The following is a 15,836-nucleotide window of genomic DNA, read 5'->3' as shown; positions in this document are numbered from 1 at the left end:
TGTGATGATTGGAAAAAATGTTAACAAAATCCGCAGAGAATAAGCGGAACAGGAAGGACGATAGCATGAGACCAGGGCAGCAATTAACCTTGAGTATAGATCACCAAACCGACTTCGGTTACTTTTTAACCGATGGGGAAGATACGATTCTCTTACATAACAGTGAAATGACTGAGGATATCGAGGACAGAGACGAAGTAGAAGTCTTTATATACGTCGACCAGCAGGAAAGGCTTGCGGCCACGATGAAAATTCCGGTCATCAGCGCGGATGAATATGGCTGGGTTGAAGTGGTGGATAAAGTGGAAGATATGGGCGTTTTCGTTGATGTCGGTTTATCGAAGGACGCACTAGTCGCAACTGAGCATTTGCCGCCGTACGAAGATGTCTGGCCGCAAAAAGGGGACAAACTTTACTGTATGCTGAAGGTGACGAACCGGGGGCGCATGTTTGCGAAACCAGCGCCGGAAGATATCATCAGCGAACTGTTTACCGACGCTTCAGAAGATCTGATGAATAAAGAGCTGACAGGTACGGTGTACAGGCTGATCGCATCGGGTTCATTCGTGATCACGGATGACGGTATCCGCTGTTTTATTCACCCGTCAGAAAGAAAAGAGGAGCCAAGACTCGGTTCAAGAGTCACAGGCCGGGTGATTCAAGTGAAAGAAGACGGTTCAGTCAACTTGTCGCTGCTTCCGAGAAAACAGGATGCAATGTCGGTTGATGCTGAGTGCATTCTAACGTATATGAGAATGAGAAACGGTGCCATGCCGTACAGTGACAAAAGCCAGCCTGACGATATCAGAGAACGTTTTAATATGAGCAAAGCCGCCTTTAAACGCGCGCTGGGCCATTTGATGAAAAACGGAAAAGTGTATCAGGAAAATGGATGGACATACGAGAAAAAATAGCATGAAAACGGCTCGCCTGCAGCAGACTGCGGAGCGAGCCGTTTTTTTATGTCTAGTTTAATTCATCAACCAGCGTTCTGATTGCCATTTCGCGATCCACATTGTCTGAAATCGCAATCGGCGTAATATCAATGGCGAGAATGATCAGAATCAGGGCACCTGCTGCAGCAACATAAGAAACATAATAGAAATAGTTAGCGGTATCAACAGTGTTGACAAGCTCGGCCTGAACTCTGGATGTATCATCCTTAGAAGCGGCGATTTCCTTTGCAGCTTCTACTTTTTCTTCAACGATTTGACCTGCTTTTTTCAGCAGTTCATCCACTTTCAATGCATCTTTGCTGTAAACAGCTTTCTTCAGGTTATCAAAAAAGTCAGCATCCTCTTTTTTAATATCAGCGACAACCTGATTGGCAAAAGCCTTTGCCTGTTTTGTGTTGAGTTTGTCTGTCATCGCTTTATTAAAGACCTCTGGAAGCTGTTTGCCAACTTCCCCTTGGGCAAACACAAAGCCTTTAAAAATTTCCTCACCTGAATACTCAAGCTGCTTTGCCTGTGCCACACTTTCTTGCTGCTTCACCAAAAACACAGTCGTCACCAATACAACCGACAAAAATACTAGAAACGCCTTCTTCAAACTGAAACCTCTCCCTTCTTGTGTTTTTTATTCCACAACAGTCTGCGAATATATGTAAATTGAATCGTGGAATCGATAGGAGTGAGATACAATATCAAAATGCCGGCCATGATAATGGAAAAACTGATAAGGCCTAGCATGATTGCAAAAATCTCATGCATAAAAACAGCGATGATCAAAATCAATCTCCAATGCTTCTTCGGCGCAAACAGCGCCGCGAAGATGACAATTTGAACCAGCAGCGTCCCCCATGTCGGAATCACCACGAACGGACTTGTTACAATTGGCTTCGTTAACGCCTGAAAAAAGCCGTTGAAGCCAATGGTTTTTTCCTGGGCGAAATAATAGACGGCCGTTCCGTCCACCCATTCCTGCTGAGACAGCTTAGCGACGGTAGAGTGAAAATAAAGCACCGCCACTTGGATTCTGATCACAGAATAAGAAATAAAAGCTGTTATTTTTCCAAGTGTTCTTTTGCCCTCTATAGGTCTCGTGCTCCAATGCCATTTTCTCGGATCGGTCAGCGTGATGGGAAGCAATAAAAAGGTCATGACGGCTGCTGCCTGCTCGCCTCCGTCGATGACGATCAGCGATGACTGCAGGCTGTAACTGACATACCAATGCAGAACCCCGGTGATTCTGGGGCGCCAGCCAATGACAACAAGCACCAGAATGGCAATGCAGACCCATCTGAAAAGATTTAACATCATATAGTTATTTTCGCCGAGGCAAAAGAGACTGAGGTTCATTTTACAAGCTGGATAGCTGCTGATCCCGCTGGCTGGCTTCATAATGAGGCTCGGGTGATTGATGAGCAGCGTCAGCAGGCTGGATAGCGCAATGATGCTTCGCGCGAGGCCGTATACATTTGTCCACGGATTTCTTTCGTCCCATCTGGTGATGGTCTGTTTTATGTTTTCGAGCATGAGATCACAACCTTGACTATGCTTTTTACCTGATAAGACGAAGGGGTGTATTTAGAATAGCTCCAAGGAACAATATCCTCTTTCGTCAAATAGTAGCTGCCACAAAGCAGCGGGCGGGGAGCGGGTGTTTTTAATTGCACGGTTTTGGCTTTGCTTTTGCATGCGCCGAGGTCCTTTTCTTTACATGCTGTCCACTGTTCCTTGTCGACTTGGCTGTAGATCACGCCCATTTCAACGCCTTGTGACCGCCCATACCGATACAGGCCGAATAGGTTGTCAGCCCTCATATTGGGCCATCTGACCTTGGCGCTGGCATTTTCAGCTTCATACAAGCCGATTGCAGTATCACGCGGATTTTTGCTAAAAAAGCCCCAGCCCTGAGGGAGGATGCTGGACATGAGAAATTTGGAGTCCTTTGTCAGCGGAATCGGGGTTGTCCCCAAGCTGCCAATAATAGAAAACAGAAATAGCGAACCCCAAAGGATTGAAAAAATGACAAAAAATGATATCGATTTCTGCATTCGACTGCTCCTTTTAACCTGAAGAATCGTTTTTACACTTTTCATAATATAAAAACATTTATGTAATAAAAAGGTTAAAAAGTATGAGAAATTCCATTTTTGTTAAAAGAAAAAACAGGACATTTTACACTGCTATATGTGATTGATATATAGTGGTTTTTTCGATATATTTAAACCATGAAAACGAATCAAGTTAATGACCGCTGGATTGTTCAATTTCGAAAAGGGATTTTCGAGCTGGCCATCCTATCCCTACTGCGTTCTAAACCGATGTACGGTTATGAGCTGACGTCATCCTTAAAAACCACCTCGGCTCTGGCTATTTCAGAGGGAGCGATTTATCCGATTTTGAAACGTATGACCGAGAAGGGATGGATCGAATTTTTTTGGGAAGATTCACTGGACGGCCCGAAAAGAAAGTATTACAAAATGACACAAAAAGGAGAAGAAATGTTAAAAGAACGGCTGGAGAAATACCTGGAAACCCATCAAGCCTTACTGTCTTTATCGGGGGATTTGCTATGAATGGACAGCTTATCATTGACCGATACATGGAGGAACTAAATGCAGAGCTGGCGAATATGCCTGATGTAGAGAGAGAAAACGCTATCGACGAATTAAAGGGGCATATCACCGCTTTCGTTCAAGACAGAATCAAAGCCGGCCTTAGTGAAGAGGAACTGCAGGAAGCTGTTGAATCTGAATTTTCTCATCCGAAGGAGCTTGCCGAATTGATGATGGGTGATGGGGGAGAGACGAAAAGGAGGAGGTCTTTATTGGGCAAAAGCTGGATTTCGGTCCTTCTCATTGTCACGATTATCGCCCTGCCGCTGCTGCCGTCCGACTTCAGACATCTGCCGCTGGCTGTTTATTTAATGGTGCTCGCCGGATATGTATGGAAGCGGAAAAAATTGATGATGTTTGCAGGTGTCAGAAAAAACAAAATGCGCTCTCAAAAGGAGATTGTCAAGATTTCGCGAGTCGGTGCGGTTTATCTGCTGTTTTTAGCAGTGCTGCTTCTTTTGAGCCCGTTCCTCAATGCGCTTGTCGTCCTGCTGCTAATTGCAGTAAGCTGCGCCGCTTTTTTTCTTTTTCTTAACATCAAGTAATCTTGTAGGAGGCTGTAAGATGGAAATCAGCATCAATTATCTATTAATTGTCATCGCGCTTTTATTCTTTGTGGTTGCCTATTTTGTCGGAATCAAAAAACAAACCTGGATGCTGGCTGGGTTTAACGAGGCGCGTATACGGGATAAAGATCGGCTGGCCAGAATAGCAGGCTACTTTTTCTTGAATTCCGGTTTGTTCATTTTGCTGAATAGTTTTATCTCATTTCAAGGTCAGGAGCAGCTCATACCTCCGCTTATACTGGCATATGGAGCAGGGGTTATTATTTATGTCAATAAAAAATTAGTAGAGTAGAAAAAGAAGGGCAGAGCGAAATATCTCTGCCCTTCTTTTTTGGGAAAATAAGAACGAAGCACCACATACAAGTTTTTGTATTTTTGATAGGATGAAGAAAAATGGTAGATTCCAAAATAGGAAGGATGTGGTGTTTTGCGCAACCTGACCAAGACATCTCTATTACTGGCCGGCTTATGCACAGCGGCCCAAATGGTTTTTGTAACACATGCCTCAGCTGATCAAAGCATCGAATACGACCATACGTATCAAACCCCTTCATACATCATCGAAAAGTCACCGCAGAAGCCGGTACAAAACACAACCCAGAAAGAATCGCTATTTTCCTATCTTGACAAGCATCAAACACAGTTTAAGCTCAAAGGGAATGCGAACAGCCATTTTCGCGTTTCGAAAACCATAAAGGATCCAAAGACAAAACAAACGTTTTTTAAATTAACGGAGGTTTACAAAGGAATTCCGATTTACGGCTTTGAACAAGCGGTCGCGATGAAGGAAAACAAACAAGTGAAAAGTTTCTTTGGAAAGGTGCATCCGCAAATCAAGGACGTCTCCATCACACCGTCTATTTCTGAGAAAAAAGCAATACATGCAGCAAGGCGTGAGCTCGAGGCTTCCATTGGAAAAATCGAATATCTTGATGGGGAACCAAAAGGCGAATTATATATCTATCCACACGACGGTGAATATGATCTCGCCTACCTTGTCAGACTCTCGACATCTGAACCTGAGCCTGGCTATTGGCATTATTTCATCGATGCCAAAAACGGAAAGGTCATTGAGTCCTTTAATGCCATTCATGAAGCGGCAGGTACAGGAATCGGCGTGTCAGGTGATGAAAAAAGCTTTGACGTCACAGAACAAAATGGGCGCTTTTATTTGGCTGACGAAACAAGGGGAAAAGGGATCAATACGTTTGACGCGAAGAACCTGAACGAAACCTTGTTTACGCTTTTGTCTCAACTGATCGGGTATACGGGCAAAGAAATAGTCAGCGGCACGTCCGTATTTAATGAACCTGCGGCTGTAGACGCACACGCAAATGCGCAAGCCGTTTACGATTATTACAGCAAGACATTTGGCCGTGATTCTTTTGATCAAAACGGAGCAAGGATTACGTCTACCGTGCATGTCGGCAAACAATGGAACAATGCTGCGTGGAACGGTGTCCAGATGGTATACGGGGATGGAGACGGTTCGAAATTTAAGCCGCTGTCTGGATCGCTCGACATTGTCGCGCATGAAATCACACACGCAGTCACACAGTATTCCGCCGGTCTTTTATATCAAGGAGAACCCGGTGCATTAAATGAGTCCATTTCTGACATTATGGGCGCGATGGCTGACCGTGATGATTGGGAGATCGGCGAAGATGTCTATACTCCGGATATTGCAGGAGATTCATTGCGGTCATTGGAGGACCCATCTAAGCAGGGAAATCCAGATCATTACTCGAACCGCTACACAGGAACAGAGGATTATGGCGGAGTCCATATCAATTCGTCCATTCACAATAAAGCAGCTTATCTTCTTGCAGAAGGAGGCGTGCACCACGATGTACAGGTTGAAGGGATTGGGCGTGAAGCAAGTGAACAAATTTACTATCGGGCTTTAACATATTATGTAACGGCATCTACAGATTTCAGCATGATGAAGCAAGCGGCGATTGAAGCTGCCAATGATTTATACGGTGAAGGCTCGAAGCAATCAGCTTCAGTCGAAAAGGCGTATGAGGCTGTCGGCATTCTATGAGCAAACAAAAACAGTCAGGACACAGAGTCTGACTGTTTTTGTTTGCTCATTTTCTTAAAAAGAATATCGCCAATGTACCTGGGCCGGCATGCGAGCCGATTGCTGAACTGATTGGATGCATAATGATTTCTTTCGGCTTGAACGCTTCCTCAATCAGGTGTTTCATGTCCGTGGCTTTTTCTTTGTTCGCGGCGTAGCTGATCCCGACGGTTTGATTGCTCCAATCATCCCCGCGCTCTTTCATAAGCTCGATGATCCGTTTGAAAAGTTTCTTCTGTCCGCGAATTTTTTCCAGAGGCACAAGCTTGCCGTCCTCCATCTGAAGCAGCGGTTTAATATTCAACAGGCCGCCGACAAAAGCGGACGTTTTGGATATCCGGCCGCCCCTCGCGAGATATGTTAAGTCATCAACGGTAAAAATGTGTTCAAGCTGGCTGCAAAAGTTCTTTACAGACGTTTCAATTTCTTGTATTGTATTCCCGTTGATACAGAGATCGGCAGCATGCCGGACAGCCAGACCGTATCCTAATGAAGCGCATTTGGAATCAATGACCCGCAAATCGAAATCGGGGAATTCCTCCTTCACTTCATTGGCGATCATTACAGCTGTCTGATACGTGCCGGAGAGACCTGAGGAAAAGGCAATGTAAAGAGCGGGATCACCTGTTTCGGCATATTGCAAAAACACATTTTTAATCGTTTGCGGTGAGGCTTGGGACGTCTTAGGCGTTTCTCCATTTTGCATCGCTTCAAATATTTGATCCGCATGAATTGTGACTGCATCTTCGAATTCTTTATCGCCGAGAGAAACCCTGAGCGGAATAAAGCCAATGCCTTTTTCTTCAAAATAAGAACGAGGCAAATCAGTGGCGCTGTCAGCGATGAGATGAACTGTCATATTGCTTCCCTTCTTTCCGTTATCGCTCGTTATCATGAGAGTTAAGCCAACTATATCATATTAATTTGCCAAAATCGTGTTCAAATATTTGTTTTAAGGGAAAACATAATAAAGAAGAAAGAGCGGAGGAACATGCCATGGTACTAGATCAAACAAAAAAATTACTCATCGTCATCATCGGCGCTTTACTAAATGCTGCCGGGCTGAACTTATTTTTGATACCTGCAGATGTATATGCCAGCGGATTTACAGGTGTTGCCCAGCTTTTATCAAGCGTCGTTGATCAATATGCCCCCTTTTACATATCGACGGGAACGCTCTTGTTCCTCTTAAACATTCCGGTCGGTATTTTAGGATGGCTGAAGGTCGGCAAATCGTTTACAGTGTACAGCATTTTAAGTGTCGCACTCACTACTCTGTTTATGGGGATCCTGCCGGAAACAAGCCTGTCACATGACATTTTGCTGAACGCGGTGTTCGGCGGCGTCATTTCCGCAGTCGGTATCGGCTTAACATTAAAATACGGAGCTTCGACAGGCGGGCTTGATATCGTCGCCATGGTGCTTGCAAAGTGGAAGGATAAACCCGTCGGCACGTATTTCTTCATTCTGAACGGGATTATCATCTTGACGGCAGGATTATTGCAAGGTTGGGAGAAAGCATTATATACCCTGGTTACGCTGTATGTGACAACGAGGGTGATCGACGCCATTCACACTCGCCACATGAAGCTCACGGCAATGATCGTGACGAAAAAAGCGGACGAAATCAAGGAAGCCATTTACGGAAAAATGGTGCGCGGCATCACAACTGTTCCGGCAAAAGGAGCTTTTACGAACGAACAGAAAGAAATGATGATTATCGTCATCACGAGGTATGAACTGTACGATTTAGAAAAGATCGTCAAAGAAGTTGATCCGAAAGCATTTACGAACATCGTTCAAACGACAGGGATTTTTGGTTTCTTTAGAAAAGACTGACGAAAGCAGGTGGAAGTCGTGAAACGGCTGCTTGTGATGCTCCTCCCCGTGCTGCTTTTGATAGGCTGCGGGAAAGATGAGCAGACAGAACCCGATAAGGAGGTATCAGGCGGAATGGAGAATCAAGAGGTTGTTTTATCTATTGACGCAATTCAGGAGCCTGAACAAATCAAGTTTAACATGTCGCTGAAGAACCAAAGCGAACGTGCTGTTGAGTTTCAATTCAGCACAGGACAAAAATTTGAACTTGTCGTGTATGATTCTGAGCACAAAGAAAGATACCGTTATTCGAAAGACAAAATGTTTACGCAGGCTTTTCAAAACCTGACGCTTGAATCTGGAGAAACATATGATTTCTCTGATGTGTGGAAGGAAGTCCCGGAGCCCGGAACCTATGAGGTAAAGGTGACATTTAAGGGCAGGGCGGAAAATCTCAAGCAGGTTCAGGCTGTTCAGCAGTTTGAAGTCAAATAAGAGGCTATGGCGAGTCGCCATAGCCTTTTTTTATTGGAGTTTGTCCAGCTGATTTTGAAATTGATGCAGCTGTTGACGTTCCGCATCTGTCGAATTGGCATACGCAGAAGATACAGCATTTTTGGCTCTCAGAATCGCTTGCTCCTGATCGCCTTCCTCAAAGCCGTTTGTCACCATGACCGCCTGTTGAACAAATGATTTTGCCTGCTGAAACAGTTCATTTCTCATTTAATATTCAACCTGGCTTTCGGCCGAGTCTCGTGCCGCGGCATGCTGGTGAGCTTCTTCTAAAGTAGACCGATATGGAAATCTTGCGGCGTGTAGCCCGATGGAGTCTTTACCCTGCTGAATAAACCTTCTGGATTTGCTTCGTTTACCCATTTTGAGACTGCCCCCTTCCATACTTTGACGAGATGAGTCGTCTTCAATAGTATGGTGGGGCAAAGTAAGGTTTATGAGTGGGAAAAATTAATAAGGACCTTCTTTAAAGTGAGAAATATTCTTTCAAAAACCTTGCAACGCCGTCCTCTTCATTTGTAGCCGTTGTTCGGTTGGCAATCTGCTTGACCGCGTCAATTCCATTTCCCATTGCAACGCCGCAGCCTGCAAATTCAAGCATTTCCAAATCGTTATCCTCATCCCCGAAAGCAATGATCCGCTCCCTCGGCACGCCGTAATAATCGCTGATTTTCTGCAGGCCGACCGCTTTATTCATGCCGCTTTTGATAATTTCAATGACATGCCACGGTGCGGCCCATCTTCTATGGTCGATTACCTCGGCATGCACATCCGATAAATATGAGCGTATTGCCGGCACATCCTCTTCTTTTGCATGTATGAGTACAGACGTCACATCTTCACCAAGTTTTTCCCTCAAGTCTCCGACCGTTACATTTGTTGTGTTCATGTTAAAGGCATCTATCAGGTGCTCATCATGGTAATGAAAGTATACGTCGTCAATCACTTCAGCAAGCACGTTATGTACGTTGTAGCTCTCGCTGATATCCACGAGCTGTTTGACAACATCAAGCGGCAGTGACGTATGATACCGTCCCCAGCTGTCGTCTTGCGGATGATGGACAAATGCTCCGTTAAAATTGACAATTGGCGTTGTCAGCTCCATCTGCTGGTAGTACATGGAACTTGAACGATGCGGACGGCCTGTTGAGATGCAGACATAATGCCCGTCATCTTTTAGGCGCTGTATCGTATGAAGGGTGTTTTCAGATATGGTTTTATCATCCTTTAATAATGTTCCATCTAAATCTAATGCGATTAAATAGGGTTTTGTCTCCATGAAAAGCTCCTTTAACCTTAGATTTTGCTTGTTTTGCCTTACTTACAGTGTAGCTTTTTACCATCTTTATTGTCTACATGTTACACTTATGATTATGGTTATCCTAAGGAGGGGCACATTGTGATACAAATTGAGAATCAAACCGTTTCCGGTATTCCGTTTTTACATATTGTAAAGGAAGAGAACAGGCACCGCGCTGTTCCTCTCGTGATCTTTATACATGGTTTTACAAGCGCGAAGGAACACAACCTTCATATTGCTTATCTGCTTGCGGAGAAGGGTTTTAGAGCCGTTCTGCCGGAGGCTTTGCACCATGGGGAACGGGGAGAAGAAATGGCTGTCGAAGAGCTGGCGGGGCATTTTTGGGATATCGTCCTTAACGAGATTGAAGAGATCGGCGTACTTAAAAACCATTTTGAAAAAGAGGGCCTGATAGACGGCGGCCGCATCGGTCTCGCAGGCACGTCAATGGGCGGCATCACAACGCTTGGCGCTTTGACTGCATATGATTGGATAAAAGCCGGCGTCAGCCTGATGGGAAGCCCCAATTACGTGGAGCTGTTTCAGCAGCAGATTGACCATATTCAATCTCAGGGCATTGAAATCGATGTGCCGGAAGAGAAGGTACAGGAGCTGATGAAACGTCTCGAATTGCGGGATCTCAGCCTTCAGCCGGAGAAACTGCAACAGCGCCCGCTTTTATTTTGGCACGGCGCAAAAGATAAGGTCGTGCCTTACGCGCCGACCCGGAAATTTTATGACACGATCAAATCCCATTACAGCGAGCAGCCGGAACGCCTGCAATTTATCGGAGATGAAAACGCTGACCATAAAGTCCCGCGGGCAGCTGTGTTAAAAACGATTGAATGGTTTGAAACGTACTTATAAAGCACTAAGTTATTAACAAGAGCTGAATTTACGTTATACTGTAGAAAAAAGGAGTGAGGGAACGTGGAAGAAGCATTAAAAGAAAACATCATGGGCGCCCTGGAACAGGTTGTCGATCCTGAGCTTGGCGTTGATATCGTGAACCTTGGTTTGGTATACGATGTTGACATGGATGAAGACGGCTTAACGCACGTGACGATGACACTGACATCAATGGGATGCCCTTTAGCGCCGATTATCGTGGATGAGGTGAAAAAAGCATTAGCGGACCTTCCTGAAGTGAAAGACACAGAGGTTCACATTGTATGGAATCCGCCTTGGACTAGGGATAAAATGTCCAGATACGCAAAAATTGCGCTTGGCATTCAATAAAACAAAAAAGGACAGCCTGACATGTGAGGCTGTCCTTTTTTACAGCTGAAAGGAGTGAAAGGAAATGATGTACCTGCTGGCAGTTTTATGCCCGCCGCTTGCTGTTTTGTTTTCGGGAAAACCGTTTCAGGCCTTGCTGAATCTCATATTGACCTGTATCTTTTGGCTGCCGGGCGCGATTCACGCCTGCTTTATCGTCGCCGACCGCCGTGCCGAAAAACGGGCAAGAAGATAATTTGGAAAAATGAGGACGCAGTCATGGTATAATGGTCATAAAAAACAGCAGGGAGAGCACTATGAAAAAGAAATTGCTTGCATTCGCGCTTTGTACTGGCGCGTATGCGGCCCTGTTTGCGTACTCTGTGAACTCAGAGCAAAAAACAGCCACAAGCGAGATGACGGATGTCAGCCGCCTGATGCCTGTAAAAATAAAGCAGACAGTGAAAGGGCAGGAAGAGGAAACGCTCATTGACACAGTCAAAGAGGCAAATCGAAAAAACATAAAAATTTCAATCGCCGGGGCCCAGCACTCCATGGGCGGCCATACATATTATGAGGACGGCATCGTTCTCGACATGACGGGCTACAACAAAATCCTGTCACTCGATCAAGAGAAGAAAACCATCAGGGTGCAAAGCGGTGCAACGTGGAATGATATCCAGAAATACGTGAATCCATACGGACTCGCGGTAAAAGTCATGCAGTCACAAAACATTTTTACAATCGGCGGATCTCTCAGCGCAAATGCACACGGACGTGATATTCGCTACGGCTCGCTGATTGATACAGTCAAATCATTTCGGCTTTTAAAAGCTGACGGGACGATTATCACTGTCACTCCAAAAGATGATTTGTTTACGGCGGTCATCGGAGGGTACGGCCTTTTTGGCGTGATTCTTGATGTAACGCTTGAGCTGACAGATGATGAGCTGTATGTCATGAAGACAGAAAAAATGAATTACAGCACATACGCAGACTATTTTTCAAAGCATGTAAAAGGAAATCCAAATGTCCGAATGCATCTGGCGCGAATTTCAACAGCGAAAAAAGGATTTCTGAAAGACATGTATGTCACAAATTACGTATTGGCTGATCATCAGGATCAACTGCCATCATACAGCGATCTCAAAGAAGATGAGTATACGGGAGCCACAAAGTTTGCACTCGGTTTGTCAAGACGGTATGAATGGGGCAGGAATTGGCTGTGGGACACACAGCAATCCTATTTCCTGAGCCAAAACGGCACAGAGATTTCACGCAATAACGTCATGCGGTCCGAATCAAAGTTTCTTGAGTATGAAAACAATGACAACACAGATGTTTTGCAAGAATACTTTGTGCCCGTGAAGGAGTATGGGTCCTATATTGATGACCTGAGACAAACGCTGTCGGACGAAGATCTGAACCTGCTGAACATTACGATCCGCTACGTGCAGAAAAATGAAAAGGCCGACCTTTCCTATGCGAAGGACGATATGTTTTCGCTCGTGCTATTAATAAACGAGGGCTTTTCAAAAGAAGACCAGGCAGATACTGCCCGAATCATCAGGCGCATGACAGACGTTGCCATCAAGCACGGCGGCAGCTATTATCTGCCTTATATGACCTACCAGACAAAAGAGCAAATGAGACAGGCATATCCGAAAAGTGAAGCGTTTTTTCAGAAAAAACGAACCTATGACCCGGATGAGCGCTTTATGAATTACTTTTATCAGAGGTATAAATAATGGGGAAAAACAAATTAAAATGGCTGACATTATCACAAAGCAGCGTGTTTTTCGCAAGCAGCTTAATCTTTCCGTTTTATATTCTGTTTGTGAAAAATATCGGCTCAAGCTACACACAGTTCGGTTTTTCCTACGGATTGTTCGGGTTGAGCGGAGCGCTCATTTACCCGCTCCTCGGACGGCTGTCTGAAAGGTTTGACAGCCGTTATTTTCTGCTTCTGAACTCGTGGGGGATGGCTGTTCTGCTTTTATATGTCCCGCATATCGGAAGCGTCGTTCAAGTGTATATCGTCCAAGTGCTGTTAGGGCTCTTTGGAGCGATGCAAAAGCATGGAGAAAAAGTGCTGATCGCTGATTTTACAGACAGCGGAGAGCGTGGAAAAAAGATTGGAAATTACCATTTTTGGACAGCTGTCTTTTCAGCAGCAGCCATTATGCTCGGGGGCTTTCTCGCTGACTTTTTTACAGTGCAAATGATTTTTTATGCAAGCTCTATTCTATATTTTTTGAGTGGATTGATGATGATGAAAACAGGCTGACGCGGTCAGCCTGTTTTTTTATGCGGCTGAAATGCGGCGCCGCATCAACGTTTTTGTGCTGGAGTTGTGCTGATTTTTTTGAGCGGAATTTCCATTGAACAGAAAATTTATAAATGAATAAAAATATTAAATATACGATTGAATTAATTTTTATTCATGTTATAATGTTAAATAATTTCACAAAGACCAAGAGGGTGAACTTGTTTTGAAAATAGGAATTGTAGGTGCTACAGGATATGGAGGCACCGAACTTGTCAGGATTCTCTCGCATCATCCTCATGCAGAGGAATGCATACTTTATTCATCTAGCGGAGAAGGGAATGTCTATAGCGAGGGTTATCCTCATCTTACCGGCTTAGCGGATCAGAAGCTGAAGCCGATTGATATGAATACGATCAAACACGAAATAGATATCATGTTTCTCGCTGCGCCGCCCGGAGTCTCAAGTGAATTGACTCCAAAGCTGGCAGATGCGGGAATTCCGGTTATTGATCTGTCAGGTGATCTGAGGATACAAGAACCGGCTGAATATGAAAAATGGTATAAACGGACAGCGGCACCGAAGGCGGTGATTCAAGAGGCGGTATACGGTCTGGCAGAACTGAATCAACAGCAAATTCAACAGGCGAAACTCATTGCCAATCCAGGCTGTTTTCCAACAGCTGTTTTGCTTGGCCTCGCGCCATTGGCTCAAAAGAAACTGCTCGATGAATCTTTTGTTATCGTTGACGCGAAGACCGGTGTTTCCGGAGCGGGAAGAAAAGCATCCATGGGAACTCATTTTTCTGAGCTGAACGACAATTTTAAAATTTATAAAGTCAATGAACATCAGCACACGCCGGAAATTGAGCAGGCGCTGAATGAATGGCAGCCAGGTCTCGGGCCCATTACATTTTCGGCTCACTTGGTTCCGATGACAAGGGGCATCATGGCGACGATGTATACCAGATTAACCTGTGATCTATCCGCAGATGGCCTGCATGATTTATATTCGGAATTTTACCAAGATTCATATTTTGTGAGAGTGAGGCCAAAAGGTCAGTACCCGCAAACGAAAGAAGTGTACGGCAGCAATTTCTGTGATATCGCCGTGACCCTCGATGAGAGAACGAACAGAGTCACGATCGTCTCGGTAATCGATAATTTAATGAAGGGTGCCGCCGGTCAGGCAGTGCAAAACTTTAATTTGATGAATGGCTGGAATGAAGAAACTGGACTCACCATCACGCCAATTTATCCATAGAACGGGAGAGAATCGAACCATGATTCAGTTAAGTGAAGATCAAATTGTAAAAGTAACAGGTGATGTATCCTCGCCAAAAGGGTTTCAGGCAAAGGGTGTGCATTGCGGGCTGCGCTACTCGAAAAAAGACCTCGGCGTCATTATCAGCGAGACACCGGCTGTGAGTGCAGCAGTTTATACCCAAAGCCACTTTCAGGCTGCTCCGATCAAAGTGACACAAGACAGCTTAAAGCACGGACCGACACTGAAAGCCGTCATCGTCAACAGCGCCATTGCCAACGCCTGCACGGGAGAACAGGGCCTAAAGGACGCATACACAATGCGGGAGAGCTTTGCTTCACAGCTTGGCATTGAGCCGGAGCTTGTCGCTGTTTCATCAACGGGTGTCATCGGCGAGCATTTAGACATGGAAAAAATCCACGCGGGGATCGAGCTGCTGAAAGAAACACCTGCGGGATCAGGCGATTTTGAGGAAGCGATTTTAACAACTGATACGGTAATCAAACAGACGTGCTATGAGCTGGCAATCGGCGGCAAAACAGTCACGATCGGCGGAGCGGCTAAAGGCTCAGGGATGATACACCCGAACATGGCCACGATGCTGGGATTTGTGACAACTGACGCGGCAATCGAAGAAAAAGCGCTGCAAAAGGCGCTTCGGGAAATCACTGACGTTTCATTTAACCAAATCACAGTTGACGGAGAAACATCCACGAACGATATGGTATTAGTTATGGCGAATGGCTGCGCCGAAAACGAGTGCCTGACAGAAGACCATCCAGACTGGCCGGTCTTTAAAAAAGCGCTCTTGCTCACTTGTGAGGATCTGGCTAAAGAGATTGCCAGAGACGGAGAAGGCGCGACAAAACTAATTGAAGCCCAAGTGCAGGGAGCGAAAAACAATCTTGATGCAAACGTCATTGCCAAAAAGATTGTTGGCTCAAATCTTGTAAAAACGGCAGTATACGGAACAGATGCCAACTGGGGGCGGATCATCGGAGCCATCGGACACTCCGCAGCACAGGTGACTGCAGAAGAAGTAGAGGTTTATCTTGGCGGCCAATGCCTGTTTAAGAATAACGAACCTCAGCCATTCTCTGAATCTATCGCCAAGGAATACCTTGAAGAAGATGAAATCACCATTGTCATCAAGATGGATGAAGGGGACGGAAACGGGAGAGCGTGGGGCTGTGACCTGACCTATGACTATATCAAAATTAACGCGAGCTATCGCACGTAATAAAGG

The 15,836-nt window shown here is 45.2% G+C and carries 21 protein-coding genes; 14 read left to right on the top strand and 7 right to left on the bottom strand.

Annotated elements, in window-relative coordinates; genetic code table 11:
- The first annotated feature begins 17 nt into the window (after window positions 1–17).
- The gene (locus ACZ07B_RS10770) at window positions 18–914 is read left to right on the top strand and encodes a CvfB family protein (protein ID WP_015252384.1); all 897 of its coding nucleotides are present in this window, start codon (window positions 18–20) and stop codon (window positions 912–914) included.
- Window positions 915–966: 52 nt separating this feature from the next.
- On the opposite strand, the gene ACZ07B_RS10765 is transcribed toward ACZ07B_RS10770, so the two are convergent.
- Genes ACZ07B_RS10765 through ACZ07B_RS10755 form a run of 3 tightly spaced genes read right to left on the bottom strand, consistent with a single transcriptional unit; the run spans window position 967 to window position 2,998 of the window.
- The gene (locus tag ACZ07B_RS10765) at window positions 967–1,551 is read right to left on the bottom strand and encodes a sporulation delaying protein family toxin (protein ID WP_003244950.1); all 585 of its coding nucleotides are present in this window, start codon (window positions 1,549–1,551) and stop codon (window positions 967–969) included.
- Entirely contained in the window at window positions 1,548–2,477 is a 930-nt protein-coding gene (locus tag ACZ07B_RS10760) for a sporulation-delaying protein SdpB family protein (RefSeq protein ID WP_080529167.1), read from the bottom strand. The genes ACZ07B_RS10765 and ACZ07B_RS10760 overlap by 4 nt, the downstream gene beginning before the upstream one ends.
- Window positions 2,462–2,998, bottom strand: coding sequence for an SdpA family antimicrobial peptide system protein (locus ACZ07B_RS10755; protein ID WP_041850995.1), 537 nt, complete (start codon window positions 2,996–2,998; stop codon window positions 2,462–2,464). Before ACZ07B_RS10755 ends, ACZ07B_RS10760 begins: the two co-directional genes overlap by 16 nt.
- A 177-nt stretch (window positions 2,999–3,175) precedes the next feature.
- On the opposite strand from ACZ07B_RS10755, the gene ACZ07B_RS10750 reads away from it, so the two are divergent.
- The 4 genes from ACZ07B_RS10750 to nprB all read left to right on the top strand — a co-directional run bounded on the left by ACZ07B_RS10750 (window position 3,176) and on the right by nprB (window position 6,172).
- The gene (locus ACZ07B_RS10750) at window positions 3,176–3,523 is read left to right on the top strand and encodes a PadR family transcriptional regulator (RefSeq protein WP_003245674.1); all 348 of its coding nucleotides are present in this window, start codon (window positions 3,176–3,178) and stop codon (window positions 3,521–3,523) included.
- The gene (locus ACZ07B_RS10745) at window positions 3,520–4,107 is read left to right on the top strand and encodes an HAAS signaling domain-containing protein (protein ID WP_086343692.1); all 588 of its coding nucleotides are present in this window, start codon (window positions 3,520–3,522) and stop codon (window positions 4,105–4,107) included. The genes ACZ07B_RS10750 and ACZ07B_RS10745 overlap by 4 nt, the downstream gene beginning before the upstream one ends.
- Window positions 4,108–4,126: 19 nt before the next feature.
- On the top strand, window positions 4,127–4,420 hold the full coding sequence (locus ACZ07B_RS10740; protein ID WP_003233021.1) for a DUF3784 domain-containing protein: 294 nt from the start codon (window positions 4,127–4,129) through the stop codon (window positions 4,418–4,420).
- Window positions 4,421–4,555: 135 nt separating this feature from the next.
- Window positions 4,556–6,172, top strand: a complete 1,617-nt coding sequence (gene nprB, locus ACZ07B_RS10735) for a neutral protease NprB (RefSeq protein ID WP_217002604.1) — start codon at window positions 4,556–4,558, stop codon at window positions 6,170–6,172.
- Window positions 6,173–6,218: 46 nt separating this feature from the next.
- On the opposite strand, the gene ACZ07B_RS10730 is transcribed toward nprB, so the two are convergent.
- Window positions 6,219–7,070 (bottom strand): DegV family protein, encoded by an 852-nt coding sequence (locus tag ACZ07B_RS10730; protein WP_003245785.1) that lies wholly within the window; start codon window positions 7,068–7,070, stop codon window positions 6,219–6,221.
- A gap of 137 nt (window positions 7,071–7,207) precedes the next feature.
- On the opposite strand from ACZ07B_RS10730, the gene ACZ07B_RS10725 reads away from it, so the two are divergent.
- Both ACZ07B_RS10725 and ACZ07B_RS10720 read left to right on the top strand, forming a co-directional pair.
- Window positions 7,208–8,050, top strand: a complete 843-nt coding sequence (locus tag ACZ07B_RS10725; protein ID WP_003245017.1) for a YitT family protein — start codon at window positions 7,208–7,210, stop codon at window positions 8,048–8,050.
- An 18-nt stretch (window positions 8,051–8,068) separates the two neighbouring features.
- Window positions 8,069–8,524, top strand: a complete 456-nt coding sequence (locus tag ACZ07B_RS10720; protein ID WP_069322520.1) for a BsuPI-related putative proteinase inhibitor — start codon at window positions 8,069–8,071, stop codon at window positions 8,522–8,524.
- Window positions 8,525–8,554: 30 nt separating this feature from the next.
- On the opposite strand, the gene ACZ07B_RS10715 is transcribed toward ACZ07B_RS10720, so the two are convergent.
- From ACZ07B_RS10715 to yitU, 3 genes are all read right to left on the bottom strand, one after another.
- Window positions 8,555–8,752: a DUF3813 domain-containing protein gene (locus ACZ07B_RS10715; RefSeq protein ID WP_003245613.1), complete on the bottom strand. Its 198-nt coding sequence runs from the start codon at window positions 8,750–8,752 to the stop codon at window positions 8,555–8,557.
- Entirely contained in the window at window positions 8,753–8,905 is a 153-nt protein-coding gene (locus ACZ07B_RS10710) for a hypothetical protein (RefSeq protein WP_017695668.1), read from the bottom strand.
- Between the two features lie 103 nt (window positions 8,906–9,008).
- Complete coding sequence (gene yitU, locus ACZ07B_RS10705) at window positions 9,009–9,821, bottom strand: 5-amino-6-(5-phospho-D-ribitylamino)uracil phosphatase YitU (RefSeq protein ID WP_464877171.1); 813 nt, start codon at window positions 9,819–9,821, stop codon at window positions 9,009–9,011.
- 120 nt (window positions 9,822–9,941) lie between these two features.
- On the opposite strand from yitU, the gene ACZ07B_RS10700 reads away from it, so the two are divergent.
- The 7 genes from ACZ07B_RS10700 to argJ all read left to right on the top strand — a co-directional run bounded on the left by ACZ07B_RS10700 (window position 9,942) and on the right by argJ (window position 15,830).
- The gene (locus ACZ07B_RS10700; RefSeq protein ID WP_046380924.1) at window positions 9,942–10,709 is read left to right on the top strand and encodes a prolyl oligopeptidase family serine peptidase; all 768 of its coding nucleotides are present in this window, start codon (window positions 9,942–9,944) and stop codon (window positions 10,707–10,709) included.
- A gap of 63 nt (window positions 10,710–10,772) precedes the next feature.
- On the top strand, window positions 10,773–11,081 hold the full coding sequence (locus ACZ07B_RS10695) for a metal-sulfur cluster assembly factor (RefSeq protein ID WP_014479422.1): 309 nt from the start codon (window positions 10,773–10,775) through the stop codon (window positions 11,079–11,081).
- A 64-nt stretch (window positions 11,082–11,145) separates the two neighbouring features.
- Window positions 11,146–11,316: a YqaE/Pmp3 family membrane protein gene (locus tag ACZ07B_RS10690; protein WP_003232996.1), complete on the top strand. Its 171-nt coding sequence runs from the start codon at window positions 11,146–11,148 to the stop codon at window positions 11,314–11,316.
- Window positions 11,317–11,377: 61 nt separating this feature from the next.
- A complete protein-coding gene (locus ACZ07B_RS10685; protein ID WP_464877170.1) occupies window positions 11,378–12,808 on the top strand; it encodes an FAD-binding protein in 1,431 nt (476 codons plus the stop codon).
- On the top strand, window positions 12,808–13,347 hold the full coding sequence (locus ACZ07B_RS10680) for an MFS transporter (RefSeq protein ID WP_214286525.1): 540 nt from the start codon (window positions 12,808–12,810) through the stop codon (window positions 13,345–13,347). The genes ACZ07B_RS10685 and ACZ07B_RS10680 overlap by 1 nt, the downstream gene beginning before the upstream one ends.
- 205 nt (window positions 13,348–13,552) lie before the next feature.
- The gene (argC, locus tag ACZ07B_RS10675) at window positions 13,553–14,590 is read left to right on the top strand and encodes an N-acetyl-gamma-glutamyl-phosphate reductase (RefSeq protein ID WP_185184217.1); all 1,038 of its coding nucleotides are present in this window, start codon (window positions 13,553–13,555) and stop codon (window positions 14,588–14,590) included.
- A 19-nt stretch (window positions 14,591–14,609) separates the two neighbouring features.
- Window positions 14,610–15,830, top strand: a complete 1,221-nt coding sequence (gene argJ / locus ACZ07B_RS10670; protein ID WP_086343697.1) for a bifunctional ornithine acetyltransferase/N-acetylglutamate synthase — start codon at window positions 14,610–14,612, stop codon at window positions 15,828–15,830.
- The last annotated feature ends 6 nt before the right edge of the window (window positions 15,831–15,836 follow it).

Source organism: Bacillus sp. 9.4, from assembly GCF_055486415.1.
This window is presented reverse-complemented; position numbering and strand designations above follow the sequence as displayed.